This is a genomic window from Ezakiella peruensis (genome assembly GCF_900215725.1).
Taxonomy (GTDB): Bacteria; Bacillota; Clostridia; order Tissierellales; family Peptoniphilaceae; genus Ezakiella; species Ezakiella peruensis.
Map to the genome: position 1 here is coordinate 160,665 of NZ_LT962469.1, position 17,797 is coordinate 178,461.

Sequence of the window (17,797 nt, forward strand, 5' to 3'; positions counted from 1 at the left end):
AGGAATTAATGGAAAAACAAATTAGACAATGGCAAAAATTTGATGAGATGTATGAAGTAGATAATTCTACAGATAGGCCACCCTTTGGAAAATATGTAGTAGAAGTTAAGGATATATGCTTAAAATCAAGCAAAAAGGGTGAACCAATGATTTATATATGGTTTAAGATAGATGATAGTATTTCACAAATAAATGATGACATTAACGAGAATATATTTTATAACCAGGTAATTATTGGTGGCAAGCAAAGAAAAATAGCTATGAGTATTATAAGAATGCTTCTTAAGCCATTTGATTTAGACATATATTTCAATTCATATGAGGAGCTTGGCAGGACAATAATGGAATATTCTGAATTGATTAAGCAAAGAAAATATGTTTTAGAATTTAATCAATCAGAAAGAGGAAATTTAACATATAGAATAGAATTGTAAGGACTAGAGATTAAGGGTTGTGTTTTATACATAACCCTTTTTTATTTTATAAATTTTAGGAGGTAAAAATGAAAAGATCTGAATACGTTCAAAAAGCAATAGAAATATTTAAAAACAAAACAAATCTTGAAAAGTTTTTAGATATTATGGCTTATACACAAAAGTATAGCTTATATAATCAAATGGAAATATATGATCAAATAGAGAGCGATATAATGGCACTTGCTAGTGCTGATTTTTGGAAAAATAATATGCGCTTAGAGCTTAAAGACGATGAAGTAAATAATTATATTGAAGTAACAAATAGTGACGGAAGTATAAATAGACTGTATGATATTAACCAAATTGAGGAAGTTTATGAAGGAGAGATTCAAAACTTGGTTTGGTCTTTAAATAATGATACTACAAATGATTATAATAAATTACTCGATTTGCTAAGCTGTAAAGACAATAAAGATCTTGCAGCAGAATATGTAAAACTATTAAGCAGGATCGATTTTATACCAGACACTTTAAGAGAACCCATAACAAATGTTACGGAGTATCTTTTGAATAAAAGAATGGGTTTTTCTAATAATGCTAATTTAGAGAAAATATCCAGTATGGATATAAATCTATTGTCTTTTGTATTTAAAGCTTCTTCAAATATATTAACTCAGGTTATAGAAGATTTGAAAGATCTAGGAGTAGAAAGAAGAAAGAACGTTTCTTTAGAAGATTTAATAGCAGATATAAACTCCAGAAGGGAAGAAAGCATAGAAGATACAGTTGCATATTTATTTAAAGAAAAAATATTGTCAATAGATGGTTTAGAAATTCATGCTAATGAAAATCAACTAGAAAAATTAAAGAATTTTAATAACACCATACAAAAAAACAATATTATTGATATTCCTGAAGAAAATAGATATGAATCAATAAATGATTCTAGATTAAAAGAAGAGATATTAGAAAAATTAAAAAATAATGAGGATTTAATAAATGAGATCATTAAGGCGAGAGAAGTGTTAGGAAATGATACCTTGGCAAGCTTTAATGGTGTTTTTCAAATGGAATATGCAAATACAATTAGGCAGATATCTAAAGATCAAAATCTCCCAGATGATATGAAATCTATTGATTCTGTTAATAAGCTTAAACAAGAAGTTGAAAAAGAATTTAGAAGCTTTATAGACGATAATATTAAACTAAAGTCTATAGAAGAATCCTCAAAAGATAATTTAGATGAAACTTTAAATTTAGAAGAAGTTGATAAAGAGCTTGAAGGTGATGAGGAGCTTGAAGAAAACACAAATGTAGAGTTGAACAATGTGCCTTTAGATGAACCTGAGGATACAGAAACAGAAAAAGAAGTTGAAGAGGCAGAGAAAACAGCTGAAGAAAATATAGAAGTAAGCAAAGTTTTAACTCCACAGCAGGAATTTGAGCAATCAGAACTCTATAAGGGTCTAGAAAATATATTTGATAAGCATAATATTGAAAGCTCTGGCATTGTAAAAAGAGAAGATCTTATTGTTAGATTATTTAGAAGAGCCTGGGAGCTTGATAAGTATCAGACAGAAAATTCTGATTCTACAAGGTTAAGTACACAACAGATTATTCAAAGAGATGATGTACTAAGAAGTAGATTGGTTAATAAAGGCTTACCCATTGCAATGAATCAAGCAGACATCAATAGTTCAAATTCAGATATAATTAATTATATCGTTGAAAATATAGACGAAATTATAGAAGATGAAAACCTTTTTAATATAATACATTCAACAGGCGGAATAGAATTTAATTCAAGGAATGTTTTTATAGATGATGTAAAATACGGAATCGAAGATAGGATATCTATTGAAGATGAGAAAGGCACTCGTGAATATTATCTATTATTAGATGGTTCTTATAATAGAATTATTGTTAATTCACAACTAGAAAGAATTGATGAAGAAAGCACAAATTCTAGATATGGAAACAATTTATCCGAAGCTGCAACAAGATATGACAATAAAGTCTATGGTGATGATTTCAAAATCAAATATCAAAACAACAATAGTGATATTAGATTAATTAAAGGAGAGGAAGACATAGCATATTTAAGCATCAAATATGATGGTTTAAAATACTTTGATTATCAAATAAAAAAATTTAACGATTGGCAAGACCTGGATAACTATTCAGTTAATGCTTTTAAAAAAGTGATTGAAAATTTACAATCAAAGCATAAGCAAGCTATAGAAAGTTGTTATGAACAATACAGTGCTGGAGCTTATTCTTTATATAAAGAAGGTCTGCCTAATATAGACCTATTGAATTCTATAAAATTAGAAAACAATGAATATTATTTGATAGCAAGAAACTATGGAATTGCCAAATATTATTTGTTAAATTCAAATATGGATCTCATTGGGACTTTACAAGATATTAATTTTAGAGATTTTGAATCGATAAAAGAAAGCATAAGACCAATTGTGTCCTTGTATGAAAAAAAGACAGAAGTTACATCTTCTAAAAATTACGAAATTAATGATGATAATTTGGGAGAAGGAACAGAATCTCAAAGAATACAAAATAATCTTAATGCTCTAAAAATATTAAATATAATAGAAGAAGAACAAAGAAATGCCACAATAGAAGAAAAGGAAATATTATCTAAGTACGTTGGCTGGGGAGGACTGCCCAGTGTATTCAAAGAAGATAATAAATATAACAATGAGCTTAGAAGTTTGCTAAGTGATGAAGAATATAAAAGTGCAAGAGAATCATCTTTAACAGCTTTTTATACACCATCAAAGGTAATTGATGGTATATATGGAGCTTTAGATAAAATGAATGTTAGAGGTACTAGAGATTTTAAAATATTAGAACCATCTGCTGGTATAGGTAGCTTTATAGGTAAAAAGCCTAAAAATTTAATTAATGCAGAATATACTGCTATTGAAAAAGATGGGTTAAGTGGAAGAATAGCCAAGGCTTTATATCCAGAAAGCAATGTAATAATAAGTGGAATTGAAGATACAGATTTGAATAACAATAGTTTTGATGTCGCCATAGGCAATGTTCCTTTTGGCGATTTTAAAATTTATGATAGTGATTATGAAAATAATAATTTTTTGATCCACGATTATTTTTTTGCGAAAGCATTGGATAAGGTAAAGCCAGGCGGAATAGTTGCACTTATAACATCTAGCGGAACAATGGATAAAAAAGATGATAATGTTCGTAAATATTTAGCAGAGAGAGCTGAATTGGTTGGTGCATTAAGACTTCCAAATAATACTTTCACAAAGAATGCTGGAACATCAGTAACTTCAGATATAATATTTTTAAAAAAGAGAGAAAATAAAATTGAAATTACTGATGATAATAGACCAGATTGGCTGGATCTTGATGAAGAACAAGGCGAAGAAATTAATAAATACTTTAAAAACAACAGATCTCATGTATTGGGAGATTTAAAATTAATTTCCACTCAATTTGGGAAAGCTTTAGCTTGTGTTGATGATGGATTAAATACAGATATAAGAACAAGAATAAGTGAAGCAGTTTCAACATTTCCTCCAGCTTTTATATCTACTCAAAGTCATTTAAATAAGGTCATAGAAAATATAGCTGATTTAGCTGATATAAAAGCTTATTCTATTACTCTATATGACGATGAATTCTATATTAAAAAATCAGAGGGTATAGAAAAACTTAATCTTAAAACTGATAAAGACAAGGACAGGGTTATTCAATTAATAAAAATTAGAGATGATGTTCAAAAATTATTAAACGCACAATTAGATGATAAGTCTGAATCGGAGATTAAGTCTTTGCAGCTATATTTAAATGCAGATTATGATAATTTTGTTAAAGAATATGGAAGAATTAATCAAAGTAAAAATATTAAATTATTCGAAGATGATATTTCCAGTCCTGTCTTAAAAGCTCTAGAAGTATATGAAAAGGGAGAATTTAAAGAGAAAGCTAAAATATTTTCTGAAAGAACAATAAGAGGAAAAACAGAAATAACTAAAGCCGAAAGTGTGGAAGAAGCTTTATTAATATCTTTAAACACTAAAGCAGAAGTAGATCTTGATTATATATCTAGCTTAGTAAGTAAATCAGAAGATGAGGTAATAGATGATCTTTATGGTAAGATCTATTTTGATCCTCAGCTAGATAAATATGTTCCAGAAGATGAATATTTGAGTGGAAATATTTTAAATAAAATGGAGGCATTAGAACATTTTGATTTTAAATATAAAAATATAAATGAAAGAGCTTTAAAAGCTTCATTGCCACCATTATTAAGTCCTGAAAACATCACAGTAAAACTAGGAGCAAACTGGATACCAGTTGAGTATATAAAAGAGTTTGTTAGCTATCTATATGACGGTGACTTTGTGCCAGATATTTCATATAACAAAGAAATGACCGAATGGAATATAGCTAATAAATCTTATTATTGGTATGCTATTGATCCTGTTGGAATAACAGATGTTTATAAAGGTATGAATTTAATTGAAGATACTCTAAATGGTAAAATTGCAGTTGTACGCAAAACTATTATAGATGACGAAGGAAAAGAAAAGAGGGTAATAGACGATCAAAAAACCATAGAAATACAAGACAAGCAAATGGATTTAAAAGATAAATTTAGCGCTTGGATATGGGAAGATGAAGATCGCTCTAAACACTTAATTGATATCTATAATAGAAAATTTAACTCAGAAGTCAATAGAGAGTACAATGGAGATTGGCTTACATTTCCTGAAATGAATAGTAATATTCAATTAATGAAGCATCAAAAAAATGCTGTTGCCAGAATTATTCAAGGTGGCAATTCATTGCTAGCTCATGTAGTTGGATCTGGAAAAACATTTGAAATGATTGCTAGTGCTATGGAATCAAAAAGATTGGGTCTTTGTAATAAGTCCCTAATTGTTGTTCCAAAGCATTTGACAGATCAAACAGGAAATGAGTTTTTAAACCTTTATCCAAATGCAAATATATTAGTTGCTACAGCTAAAGACTTTTCGCCAGCAAACAGAAAAGAGTTTTGTGCGAAAATTGCTACTGGTAATTTTGATGCCATAATCATAGGACAAACTCAATTTCAAAAAATACCTATGAGTAAAGAATTTCAGCAGGAATTTATGCTTGCTGAAATAGAGAATATAGAAAAAGCTCTTAATGATTTAAATGGAAGGTCTGAATCCAGCAGAATAACTATTAAAAATTTAGAGAAGGCCAGATTGAATAAAATTGAAGCATTAGAAAAATTGAATGATGATAAAGATAAGGACGATGTGGTAACATTTGAAGAGTTGGGAGTAGATAGATTGTATATTGATGAGGCGCATTATTATAAAAATCTATACATTCCAACAAAATTAAACAATGTTCAAGGTATCGGACAATCTAATTCAAAAAGAGCTAGCGACTTGTTAATGAAATGCAGGTATATGGATAAGATAACCAATAATAAAGGTGTTATTTTTGCGACAGGTACACCAATCAGCAATAATATATCTGAGATGTATGTTATGCAGACCTACCTTCAAAACGATAAATTAATAGAAAAAGATTTTCATAGTTTTGATGGTTGGGTAAGTAACTTTGCTGAGGCTGTTTCAGAAATGGAACTAACTCCAGAGGGGACAAGTTTTAGAATGAATACAAGGTTATCTAAGTATATAAATTTACCTGAATTACAAACAATCTTTAGAGAAGTTGCTGATATTAAAATGCAAGACGATTTAGATCTGGACATACCAGATCACAATATTCATACTGTAATTACTCAACCTTCCTTAGAACAAAGAGCTTTTATAGAAAGTTTAGGCAAAAGGGCAGAGCAAATAAGAAATGGTACTGTTGATAGGAAAAAAGATAATATGCTTGTGATAACCAATGAATCTAGGAAGGCTGGACTTGATATGAGGATGATCGATCCAAATGCAGAAGATGATCCAAATGGCAAGGTAAGTAAGTGTGCTGAAAATATTTATAAAATATGGAAAGATACAACAGATATAAAAGGCACTCAATTAATGTTTTCTGATATAGGAGTTCCAGGTGGAGCTAATTTTGATATTTATCAGGTAATAAAAGATAAATTAATAGATTATGGTGTTCCAGAAGATGAAATCGCTTTTATCCACGATGCTTCAACAGAATCTCAAAAAGATAAACTGTTTGAAAAGGTCAGAAGTGGAAAAGTGCGAGTTCTTATGGGATCAACAAGCAAAATGGGAACTGGAACCAATGTTCAGGATCATTTAGTTGCTATGCACGATTTAGATTGCCCTTGGAGGCCATCAGATTTAGAGCAACGAATGGGAAGAATTGTAAGACAAGGCAACAAAAATGATGAGGTGGACATATACAGATATGTTACAGAGAAAACATTTGATTCTTATTTGTGGCAAATGATATTAAGAAAACAAAAATTTATTACACAGGTAATGACTAACAAAATAGGAAGCAGAGATGTGTTTGATGATTCTCTAGTTATGGAGGCTAGCGAAACAATAGCTCAATGTGCTGGAGATCCAATTATTAAAGAAAAATTTGAACTTGATATGGAAGTTAGAAAACTTGGAACGCTTAAAAGAAGCCATCAACAAGAGCAAATTAAATTGAATAAAATAATAAACATAACAGCACCTAGTTTTTTTGATGAAGCTACCAACAAAATAAATAAAATCAAAAAGGATATACAAACAAGAAATAACAATACTCTTGCGAATGATTTTTCAGGATTGAGTATAAACGGAGTATATTATAAAGAAAGAAAAGAAGCTGCAGAACAACTTCAAAAATGTTTATATAGCTTAAAAGATAATAAAATAGTGTATAGAGGCTTTGACATTAAAATTTCTAAAGATGGCTTAGCTGGTAATAATCTATTTTCTAATATTGCAACAGTCAAGGGTGAGTATAATTATAGCGTAGATCTAGGAACTGATGGGGCAGGTAATATAACTCGTATAGACAATCTAATAAATAAAATTGAAGAAAGATTAGATAGAATAAATAAAGAGGTAAAAGATATGGAAAAAACATTAGAATTAGCAAAAGAAAAGCAAGGGCAACCATTTTTAAGAGAGGATGAATACAGAGAAAAGCAGCAAAGATTAAATCAAATAATGGTAATGTTAAGTGATAATAGCAAGGTCTATAACGAACAAGAGTTAATAGATATAGAAGATTCTATTAATAGATTGTTTGAAAAAAATCTTGGCATTACTCCTTCTTCGGAAGCTTTTAATAATCCAGCAAGAGTTGTATTAGATGAAAAGTCTATTGATGATAACGATGTTGCATTGTATGTCAATATAGATACTCTGTCAATAAACAAAGAGGTTAATAATCAAATAATAAGTAGCATTAATTGTAATTCTATTGAGGATTTCAAAGGCACTTTAGAGAAAATCATCTCTAAAGAATATATAGATTATAATACAAAAATTGCATTTGATCCTTTAGAAAAAGACATTGATAATGATGGAATAATAGCCAGATATGATATAAATGATCTGGACGATAATGTTAAAGATACTCCAAAGATCAAAAGTGTAAGCTTTGTATCAGAGATGAGAGATTACGACAAGCAAGCAAAAGAAAATAGCAGTTATAAAAGCACTCAAGAAAGAGATGACATTTCTATTTAATTTATAATGTTATTTATTGTAAAAAAGCTTGATAATATATTAAAGTAATGATATAATAAAGTCAATGAAAGGAGTTGTGATTAATGAAGCAATTAAGCAGAGAAAAATATTATGACTTACTAAAAAAGGATCCAGAGGAAGCTGAACAAAGATTGAATTTTGTATTAGATGGTTTTAGAGAAGTACAAAACGAAAAAATAAAAATGGGAGAAGATATTTCTGATAATGAAGCAATGGATCTTTATTTGCAAAGAGAAGATTTGCCAAATAAAATTAAAGAATTGTTGATAGAGGTTAATAAAGGTGCAACAGTTACTCAAGATTCTGACAAGATGAAGATTCTTGAAAATGCTAATAAGCAAAATATAAGAACGATAGAAGTCGAATCAAGAAGTGAGTATAATTACAGTATGGCAAGTAGCCTATTTAATGAAATATTAAGAAGAGTAGACGCTGGAGAAATATAAATAATAGCCGCTGAATTTATCAGTGGCTATTATTATGTAGAAAATTCAATTTTAAAATGTAAGGAGAGAATTTTAAATGGAAAATGAGCAAATAATTAATAAAAATAAAAATATAGCATTTCATAAAGAAAAACAACGCTCTAAAAAGCTCATAGATCAATTTGTTTTGGAATCAGGACTAATTGTATATGATTACGAGCAAAGTTCAAATATAAGCCTGTTAAAGGTCATAATTGATAATGTCGTTTTAAACGCTATTGTTAATATAGAAAAATCTGCATATTTCATAAAAGCTAATGATTTAATAGTAAAATTAGATGTATATCAATCATTAAAAGAAATGAATGATTTATTTTTATCTAATTTAACAGAAGATTTTTTAATTGATGATCTAACCAGGTCTTATAATTTTTATATTAGTGGCGGTGATATAAGAGATCAAGATAAAGTTGTTTATAATGAGATGATTGAAAAATTATACGGAACTAAAGATCGTAAAATAAATATAGAAAGATAAAGAGGTGAGTTTTAAAAAATCTCACCTCTTATTTTTTTATCTAGATTGCTCAATTAATGGTTTAGATTTATCTAAATCTTTATCAATTTCCATAAAATCCTCTAAGCTTTTCTTTATTTGATTAAGCTCATATTTTTCTGAATCTAGTTTATCTATTTTTTCTTCTATCGATTTAAGTTTGCTTTTTCTTTTGTTCAATTCGCCTATTAAATTTTCTAAGTTAGCATTTCTTTGTTTATCGTCAAGTGCCTTATATGCTTGCATATATTGTTCAATTTCTTCACTGTATTTATTATAAAATTTGGATGAATTTGATTTTTCGTATTCATCATAAATTTTACTATATTTCTTAATTGTGTTTAAATTCTTTGCCCAGGTATTTAAAACACTAACTTGTGATTTTAGCTTATTCTTTTCTATATATAATGGATCTGTATTTTCATCTATTTCTTGTAATTTGACATTGATTTCATTTATGTTTCTAATGTCAAGTTCGCTCATTCTAATAAAAATATCAGATATGTTTTCTAGATTTTGCTTTATTGCCCATGACATATAAGCTTCGCTATCAATAGCTTTTTGATTTTTAGATAAATTAATAATTCTAGATTTGGTGTAATTATAACTTTTTTCTTTTCTCTTTTTATTATTATATTCAATTCTATTTAGTATGCCTTCAAGAGTATATTTACTTTTATCCTTATACTTACTTGAGTTGTCAATTGTATATCCTCTAATAAATCTTTCTTGTCCAGAGTTTTTTAATCTAAAAGCTAAATGTTTTCCTTCTTTAATTTCAATATTATTATCAAGAAGAAAATTTTTAAAATCTTCATATGATTTTGAATTTTTAATTGCTAAATCAATAGTTGATTTAATGGTTTTCTTATAAGACTGTCCTCTGCTTTCAGCATATTTTTCGCCTTTCTTTTTAGAGTATTCAGTCTTGTAACTTTTTGTAAAAGTCTTGCCATCTTTCTCAATAGAAAAGTTTTTCTCATCACGATTGTTCTTATCATTTATTATTATACTTAAACCATATTTTTTACATAATATATCAGATTTCTCTTTTGCGCCAAATATAAAAGCATTATCTACCACAGGGGATTTTCCTGTTATATGACTTACATTATTATAAATAACGTGAGCGTGCAAATGATCTTTATCTTGATGAACAGCAATTAAATATTGAAAATTTTCTCCATAAACTTCTTGCATAAAATCTTTTGTGAATTGCATAACTAGTTCTGGGGTTACATCTTTTTCCCAATTTGGAAAAGAGATCATCCAACTTCTTGCTAAATTTTTTCTAAGTGGATTAGGGAATTCTTTTTGAACTTCCATAAATTCCCAAGCAGCAAATTCTTCCGAGCAAGCGTGAGAATATGTTAAGCCTTTTGTTTTTTCTTCATTTAAAATGTAATCAATTGCGTGTTGCAAATTATATTTTATTGTCCCTGCATAAGCTACTGCCATAAATTTATTTCCTCCTTTCTGTAAAATTTAAAAATAATTTATCTCTTAATATTTATTTCATTTAGAATTTCTTTTTGAGTTTTCTTAATCTCTTTTATACTATTTTTTATAAAGTCAATATCATCTGCGTCTGCATAATCATAGGTATTTATTTTTCTAGCAATCTGATTTAAGTTGTTTCCTATTGCGTTAACTTCATTATTAAACTTAAAAACCGATGATAGATCTACTTCAAATATTCTTCCATTAATAGACATTTTTCTTAAAAAATCACTAAGAGATCTTGCCTTGCTTTGATTATAATTTTTCATAATTAAATCATATTCTTCATCTGTAACATAAAATTTTACTTGCTTATTTCTAATTCTATTAGCCATAAATTTATTTCCTCCTTTCTGTAAAATTTAAATAAAATAATTCTAACAGCTGTGGCGGTTAGCTAAAAGTTTTTCTTAAACGAAAAAATTTTWGAGGGGGTTTGGGGGAATCCCACCAACCAGTTTTTTAAAAATATATTTTTAAAAAATGACAACTTGATTGCCCTGTTTGATAAATCTTTTTGAAGAAAATGGTTTTGAGATTATAAGCAATCCGAGGTAAAGTTGTCACATATTTTAAAGTTTTGGTATTTAATATTGAGTAAATTTTTATAGACGAGTCTGTAAAAATCGAAAATATTAATTACATAAAAAACTTTAAAATGGTGGGGGTGAGTACTCATCCCCGAAGCTGGCTAATCAGGAGAGCGACAAAAACATAGTTTTATAATTTACTTAAAATTTTCTAATTATGATAATAAATTATAAAAATTGTTTGAAAGCTCTCCTGCACGCCCGAGCTAAAACCACAACACGAAGAGTATGAGTGTTTGTGTTTTAGACAGTGCAGGCTTGCACTGAAAAACTTAACTGGAACAAATAAAATGTAAAGAGTATGAACAATTTATTTGTTAAGTTAAGTGACAAGCTTTAATACTCTACTATAATTATATCATATATGTTACTTATACGCAATTTACTTTCCTCTATGTTGTAATTTTAAAATCTGAATTAAGTTTTTCTTCTATCTATCTATGAATGCAAAAATTTTTATAAAGTTGAGGCAGGAGATAAAGAAAATTTTTCTGAAGATAAAGTTGCTCGTGTTAGGGGAAGCGAGATTAAAAATAATATAAATTATGATGGGGAGGTTTTATTCAATTCAGATACGTTAGATTTAAAATCTTACATCAAAAAATTAGAAAAAATTTTGAATAATTAAGATCGGTTATACAAAAAACAGGTGTCAAGCTGTAAAGCTATTGGCACCTGCTTTTTTATTTGAGGCTTAATATGAAAAGCTATGTTCGCTTATAAAACAATTCCAAATCTATCATATTGATCTCTTTTTTCTGGATCAGACAAAATATCATATGCTTCATTAATGAGCTTTGTAATTTCTGTTGAGTTAGTAGATCCTGAATTTTTATCAGGGTGATATTTTGCAATTTGTCTTCTATATGCAAGTCTAATTTCTTCAATGCTTGCATTTTTTGATACATCTAAAATTGAATAATAATCTTTTATGTGTGATTCATTTTGCTTATGATTTTCTTCTTCATAATAGTTATAGTTATAATTATCATCTTCAAAGTTAAATTCAAATTCGTCTTCGTTTTCATCTTCATTTTTCTTTTTGATTTTAGGGATATCAACATCGAAAATCAAGCATTTTATAAAATACGCTAAGGCAAAGATGCCTATGAAATAGATAATGTTGATAATGGCATTGTCTGAAAATAGATCCATTTTAAAGTTTAAAAATTTTTGACTAGCTATTTCTCCGTGTTCAGTTATGACCTCTGGGATTGGATTTTTTTTATTGAGATAACCTTTTTGAGTAATGGCTCTAATAGATGGCATTATATATTCATAATATGTTTTAACTGATGTTAAAGATATCCATGCTGATGAGATAAATGTCATAATATAGAATGCCAACTTACTTTTATCAGCTATTTTTTTTACGACCTTATATATTATTCTGAAGCCAGTTATAGTTATTGCTAAAAAAACCACTATTTTAAAAAATGTAGTTGATTCTTTCATCATTTTACTTTCGACCATCTGGATTGATAAGAATACAGGTATGGCAAATAAGTCTTTTAAAAACATTATAGCCAAACCAAAAACTGGCATAGCAATAAATTGAAAAAATACAGCGAATATTATGAATAAAATAATTAATAAAAAAATTGTTAATATTGACATTTTGAAATCCTCCTTAAAAAAATTTGTTTATTAAATCCACTGTTTGCGTTTTTTTATCTTTACTTACATGTAAGTATATCTCATTTAACATTTTTAAACTACTATGACCCATAAGATCTGCAACTGTTTTAAGATCAGCGCCTGCTTCAAAAAGTCTTGTTGCATAAGCGTGCCTAATTTTGTGTAAAGTTTTGTCTTTACTTTCAATTCCTATGTCATCTAAAAGCTTTCTAAAATATTTTAAAACTGTATCCTTGCTCATAGGAATAGTTTTATATCTTGGAGATGGGAAAATTAGTCCTTTAGTCATATATGGTTTAAGTGTTTTGTAAACATTTTCTGGCAAGGGAACTTTCCTAATTGAATTTTCTGTTTTTGGTCTCGAAAAAAAACTTTCCATTTTATATGATCCATCTTCTTGTCTAACTGCTACTGTCGTCCATTGTCTTGTTATGTTGATTTGATTACCTTCGATATCCTCCCACCTCAAGGCTAATAATTCTCCAATTCTTAATCCTGTGGAAAATAATAAGTATACAGCCAAGTGGTAGTTGTTATCTAAATCTAAGCTATTTATTATTGTTTCCTGCTCTTCGACAGTGAATGTATAAAATTCATTTTTTAGATTTATTTCTTTTTTATCAGGCTTAAACTCTTCTATACTTTTTGCTGGATTTTTAGTAATAACATCTAATTTTACTGCTTGATTAAATACTGTATTTAAAAACATCAATTGGCTATTTAAATTTGTAATTGTTTCCCCATTATCTCTTTGCCTTTTTAAGTGTATATAAATATCGCTTGAGATTATTTCGCTCATTTTTTTATTAGCTATAAAACTTGGAAGAGTTTTATTGTAATAATAATATTTATACAAATTGAAAGTTGAAAAAGCTCTATTGTTTTTAACATATAAATCAAGCCAATATTCAATAAAAGTTCTAAGAGTTGTTTCGCCAGATTCTGAAAATTTACCACTAGCAATGTCCGCTCTAATCTTTATCAACCAATCAACGCAATCAGATTTTCTCTTTTTTGTTTTGGTCTTTTTCTTCCATTTTTCAGTAATAGGATCTTTATATAAATAAACTTGTGCTGTCCAATAAGTTTTGCCATTTACAATTCTTTTATATACTGATCCTTCTCCTGCATAATGACTCGCCAAAATATAACTCTCCTTTAAAATATGTAACCCTTAAAAAGGGTAGAGGGTTAATTATTTTAAACCCTCTACTGTGTATTCAACAGTTTCTTCTTTGATTCTAACATCAATCTTTGGTTCTGTATCTACAAGTTTAATTTCAACTTTAACTTTATCGCCATTCTTGAGCGTTCCGTTTATCTTATCTTTGTCAACGATTATAGCGTCATATTTGTTAACAACTGATTCTATTTCAGAGATTATGCCAAGTGGTTTTTTATTCATATCTTCCATAGTTAGCTCTTTCCCATATATAGCCTTATAGATTTTTGAAGATAGTAGGTCATAATCCTGTGTAATGTTTACAGTTCCTGATCCGTTTTCTCCGTAAGTCTTAATTCCTATGCAGTCACTAATACTTACTGTGGTTGTTTTCTTGCATCCAAATAGTAAAAATACTAACGCAAGAGCGATTAATAAATAAGTTGCTTTCTTCATTTTTTCCTCCTAATATTTTTTCATAAGTAGTGATTTGTAATAAAACGAGTCATCACTTTAATGTAATTATACAAGATGTGTACTCATAATTCAAGCTAAATAATGAAAAACTTTAAATATTATATAAAATTAATATTAATATTACAATACGAAATAATTATATTACTATTTATTAACAATTAACCTCTTTAAAAAGATTTATTCTTTTTTCTATTAAATCAAATGGGATTCCAAATTTGTCTGCTAACATTTTACTTGTATAATCATTTTCAATACATAATTCTTTTATGACTTCATCATTTATTATTAAACAAGTTGCAAAAAAATCAGCTTCTGTTTCATATCGATCTAGTCTGTGGTATGTGTTAATCTTGCTAAAAGCCATATGCAGGCTCTCGTGTAAAATTGAATGTCCCAGTTCGTGGGCAAGAATAAAGTTTCGTTTTTCAAATGAAAGATCAGAATTTAAAAAAATTATTTTTCTTTTATTCCTCTTTATATAAAATCCATCTGTTCCAGATAGTTTTATTTCTTCAATTTGAATGTTCATATCTTCAGCTACTTCGTCTAATGTTTTATTGTTAAAGATGGTTTGATTGGTTTTCTTGTAAATATCTAGTTCGTTCATATCTCACCTCAATGAATTTAAACTTCGTGTATCGACAAATTAATTATATCACAAATAAAATATAAGTCAACAAAAAAGACCTAGAAATTTTTCTAGGTCTAATCATTGTTTTCTCTGTTAACCATTGTATTTGTCATATCTATTGCGTGTTTTATGGCACTTTTAAGTATTTCCCTTTGTTCTTGATTTAGCTTTGTTATATCTCCATAAAAAGCTATTGAATCTTCATCATCAAGAAGTTCCAGTATATCATCGAAAGCTGATCCAATGTCATTTGGTAGGTCGCTTGAGGCTACTCCGTACATTATGTATTCTGGGGTAGTGGATAAAGTGTTTGCTAATTTTTCTAGAATATCTTTTCCAGGTGTTCTTTGGTCTAATTCGTAGAATGAAATAGATTTTGGTGTAATATCAATCTTATTTGCAAGCTCAAGTTGAGTTAAGTTATTTTCTATTCTTAATCTTCTTATTCTGTCACCAATAGAATTTTTCATATATTTCCTCCTCGTTCTTTCTTGTTCTGAACTGACTGTACTCTTATTATAACACAGCGTAGAATTTATTTCTATATTTTTTTAAAAAATGTACAAAAAGGTATTGACATATAACAAAATGTACTGTACAATATAGATAGAAAGTAGGTGATAATTTGAAACAAAGTTCAAATAATAATTTAAGGAAAATTAGAGATAAGAAAAAAGTATCAGCCACAGAATTGGCTTATAAAGCTGGTGTGACTGAAAGGTATATTTTCTTCTTAGAAAAAGGGGAGAGAAATCCATCTAGCGATTTGTCAATTAAAATTGCAAAAATTTTAAATTGCCCTGTTGAAGAAATTTTTTTACCCAAAAATAGTACAAAAAGTACACTTATAAACGAAAATGTACAAGGAGGAGAAAATGACTTGTAAGAATTGTAAAAATTTTAAATGTAAGAAAAAAATAGATAATGGTGAAATTTATTTAAAAATCTATGAAAAACAAAAACATATAGACGAGATTGTTGAAGCAGAGCGTAAGAAATTTAATAAAGCTTGGCTTGTTAAAGAACAGCATTTTTCATAAAAATCAGATAATTTACAAAAGATGAATAATTTGGAGGTAGAAGAAATGAATAAGAAGTTAATTGAAAAACCTAGGGGAAATGCAGAATATGTAAAAATTTTAAATCCTAAATTCCAAAAAATGTTTGGTAGAGATACAAGCGTATTAGAGATTAGGCTTTTCCCATTTTTAATGTTTAGTTTGACTGATCAATACTTAGAAAGAGGAAAAGTTAGACCAGGAGAAAGAGAACTTCTGGATGAATATAAATCTAGAGGATTGCTAGTTATAAATGGCACAGACGTTGGATGTACAAAGGAATTTTGGAATTTCATATCTTCAATAGTATATGAATCATATATTCAAGAATTAAGCACAGTTGAGTAAAAATTATGAAAAAGTTTTTAGTAACAATCAGCTATGAAGTAGATACAAACTTTGCAAACAAAAAAATGGTTTTTGAAGCATTTGAGGATCTACTTAATAAAGAAAAAGATGAATACGAGAGAGTAGAAGTTATTAGTGTTATATCGACTAAAGAAAACAGAGGTTGAGTATGAGAAATTTAAATTATGAAGATCAAGATGTTTATGAAGGTGAAATTATTTATGACGATGTAATTGATACTGAAAACATCAATTACAAATTGGGAAGAAATGAAGTTTTAACCTTGTTATCTGAATTAATCAAAGTTAAGGAATATCCAGAACTCTTAGATATTCCAAATTTATCAGATTATTTGGGAGTTACTGAATATAATGCAAGGCTTTTAATGGAAGATCCATACTTTCCTGTAATCAAACAAGGCAATAGGAAATATGCTATTAAATCAATGATTAATGACTTCTTGCAAGAATTTAGAGGTCAGCAAATGTTGTTTGTTAATCGTGGAAGATAATGGATAAAATCATATTCTTAATATGTTGTATGTTAGCATATGTTTTTTTGAAGAGAATAGAAGAGGAGCGAAAATGCAAATGAATGTAGATAATCCTGTAGTATGTGAAGTAGTTAGTTACTTAGAATCAATAAAAGATTTGCAGTTTAAAATAACTGTCTTGGAAAACCAAATCGATGAAGCTGAGGCTAGACTTACATCCTTAAAATCTTTGACAAACTATAAAGAGGTAAGCGTTAAGTCAATTTATATTTCAAATGACGAAATCCCTAATGCAATTATTAGACTTGAGGAATTAGTGAATGAAAAAGAGGCTTTATTAAACAAGCTGATATTTTTAAAAGACAAAATTATAAAAGAAATATTTCAGCTAAATAATTTGAATCAATCTAGAATTCTGTATTACACATATGTAGAAACTATGCACCAAGAAGATATAGCTATGCTTATGAACTATTCTGTTAGGCACACAAGAAGAATTTTAAGTGAAGCCTTAACTTCTTTTGCAAGAATTTATTATGAGGGAAGATATGAGTTTGAATAAAACAGATGTTCAAAGGATCTTTGCGGATCTATATAACACTCCGTTTACATTCTATGGTTATAGATGTAAACATTGTAACGATGAGCTTTACACATTGAGATTAGGAGAATCTTTATACGCTCTTAGGTGTAAGGGTTGTGATGATATAAGATTTGTCAGAGCTGAAAGTATAAAAGAGGTCTCTGAAAAATATGGAAATAAAATTGAAACTAAATCTGTAAATGGTTTAATTTACAAGGTTTAATATATACGAGGT

Annotated in this window: 18 protein-coding genes; 11 read left to right on the forward strand and 7 right to left on the reverse strand. The window is 28.3% G+C overall.

Going from position 1 to position 17,797, the window contains the following annotated elements:
- The first annotated feature begins 8 nt into the window (after positions 1-8).
- The 4 genes from CUU59_RS00810 to CUU59_RS00825 all read left to right on the forward strand — a co-directional run bounded on the left by CUU59_RS00810 (position 9) and on the right by CUU59_RS00825 (position 9,064).
- Positions 9-434, forward strand: a complete 426-nt coding sequence (locus tag CUU59_RS00810; protein WP_099950133.1) for a hypothetical protein — start codon at positions 9-11, stop codon at positions 432-434.
- Positions 435-502: 68 nt separating this feature from the next.
- Positions 503-8,080 (forward strand): helicase-related protein, encoded by a 7,578-nt coding sequence (locus CUU59_RS00815; protein WP_099950134.1) that lies wholly within the window; start codon positions 503-505, stop codon positions 8,078-8,080.
- An 83-nt stretch (positions 8,081-8,163) separates the two neighbouring features.
- Positions 8,164-8,547: a hypothetical protein gene (locus CUU59_RS00820; protein ID WP_099950135.1), complete on the forward strand. Its 384-nt coding sequence runs from the start codon at positions 8,164-8,166 to the stop codon at positions 8,545-8,547.
- 76 nt (positions 8,548-8,623) lie between these two features.
- The gene (locus tag CUU59_RS00825; RefSeq protein ID WP_099950136.1) at positions 8,624-9,064 is read left to right on the forward strand and encodes a hypothetical protein; all 441 of its coding nucleotides are present in this window, start codon (positions 8,624-8,626) and stop codon (positions 9,062-9,064) included.
- 36 nt (positions 9,065-9,100) lie between these two features.
- Here CUU59_RS00825 and CUU59_RS00830 read toward each other — a convergent pair whose 3' ends face one another.
- The 7 genes from CUU59_RS00830 to CUU59_RS00860 all read right to left on the reverse strand — a co-directional run bounded on the left by CUU59_RS00830 (position 9,101) and on the right by CUU59_RS00860 (position 15,550).
- Positions 9,101-10,540 (reverse strand): relaxase/mobilization nuclease domain-containing protein, encoded by a 1,440-nt coding sequence (locus CUU59_RS00830; protein ID WP_099950137.1) that lies wholly within the window; start codon positions 10,538-10,540, stop codon positions 9,101-9,103.
- Between the two features lie 38 nt (positions 10,541-10,578).
- Complete coding sequence (locus CUU59_RS00835) at positions 10,579-10,917, reverse strand: plasmid mobilization protein (protein ID WP_099950138.1); 339 nt, start codon at positions 10,915-10,917, stop codon at positions 10,579-10,581.
- 972 nt (positions 10,918-11,889) lie between these two features.
- Entirely contained in the window at positions 11,890-12,789 is a 900-nt protein-coding gene (locus CUU59_RS08230; RefSeq protein WP_245870530.1) for a J domain-containing protein, read from the reverse strand.
- A gap of 13 nt (positions 12,790-12,802) precedes the next feature.
- Positions 12,803-13,954: a tyrosine-type recombinase/integrase gene (locus CUU59_RS00845; protein WP_099950139.1), complete on the reverse strand. Its 1,152-nt coding sequence runs from the start codon at positions 13,952-13,954 to the stop codon at positions 12,803-12,805.
- A gap of 51 nt (positions 13,955-14,005) precedes the next feature.
- A complete protein-coding gene (locus CUU59_RS00850; RefSeq protein WP_099950140.1) occupies positions 14,006-14,428 on the reverse strand; it encodes a hypothetical protein in 423 nt (140 codons plus the stop codon).
- A 172-nt stretch (positions 14,429-14,600) separates the two neighbouring features.
- Entirely contained in the window at positions 14,601-15,056 is a 456-nt protein-coding gene (locus tag CUU59_RS00855; RefSeq protein ID WP_099950141.1) for an ImmA/IrrE family metallo-endopeptidase, read from the reverse strand.
- A gap of 98 nt (positions 15,057-15,154) precedes the next feature.
- Positions 15,155-15,550, reverse strand: coding sequence for a helix-turn-helix domain-containing protein (locus CUU59_RS00860; protein ID WP_099950142.1), 396 nt, complete (start codon positions 15,548-15,550; stop codon positions 15,155-15,157).
- A gap of 155 nt (positions 15,551-15,705) precedes the next feature.
- Here CUU59_RS00860 and CUU59_RS00865 point away from each other — a divergent pair, with 155 nt between their 5' ends.
- The 7 genes from CUU59_RS00865 to CUU59_RS00885 all read left to right on the forward strand — a co-directional run bounded on the left by CUU59_RS00865 (position 15,706) and on the right by CUU59_RS00885 (position 17,785).
- On the forward strand, positions 15,706-15,966 hold the full coding sequence (locus CUU59_RS00865) for a helix-turn-helix transcriptional regulator (RefSeq protein WP_099950143.1): 261 nt from the start codon (positions 15,706-15,708) through the stop codon (positions 15,964-15,966).
- Entirely contained in the window at positions 15,956-16,120 is a 165-nt protein-coding gene (locus CUU59_RS08100; RefSeq protein ID WP_169922808.1) for a hypothetical protein, read from the forward strand. The genes CUU59_RS00865 and CUU59_RS08100 overlap by 11 nt, the downstream gene beginning before the upstream one ends.
- Positions 16,121-16,165: 45 nt before the next feature.
- A complete protein-coding gene (locus CUU59_RS00870; protein ID WP_099950144.1) occupies positions 16,166-16,486 on the forward strand; it encodes a hypothetical protein in 321 nt (106 codons plus the stop codon).
- A 5-nt stretch (positions 16,487-16,491) separates the two neighbouring features.
- A complete protein-coding gene (locus CUU59_RS08105; protein ID WP_169922809.1) occupies positions 16,492-16,653 on the forward strand; it encodes a hypothetical protein in 162 nt (53 codons plus the stop codon).
- Positions 16,654-16,655: 2 nt separating this feature from the next.
- Positions 16,656-16,997 carry a hypothetical protein gene (locus tag CUU59_RS00875; protein WP_099950145.1) on the forward strand — a complete coding sequence of 114 codons (342 nt, stop codon included), beginning with the start codon at positions 16,656-16,658 and terminating at the stop codon, positions 16,995-16,997.
- 73 nt (positions 16,998-17,070) lie between these two features.
- Positions 17,071-17,541, forward strand: coding sequence for a hypothetical protein (locus tag CUU59_RS00880; RefSeq protein WP_099950146.1), 471 nt, complete (start codon positions 17,071-17,073; stop codon positions 17,539-17,541).
- On the forward strand, positions 17,528-17,785 hold the full coding sequence (locus CUU59_RS00885; protein WP_099950147.1) for a hypothetical protein: 258 nt from the start codon (positions 17,528-17,530) through the stop codon (positions 17,783-17,785). The genes CUU59_RS00880 and CUU59_RS00885 overlap by 14 nt, the downstream gene beginning before the upstream one ends.
- Positions 17,786-17,797 lie beyond the last annotated feature (12 nt).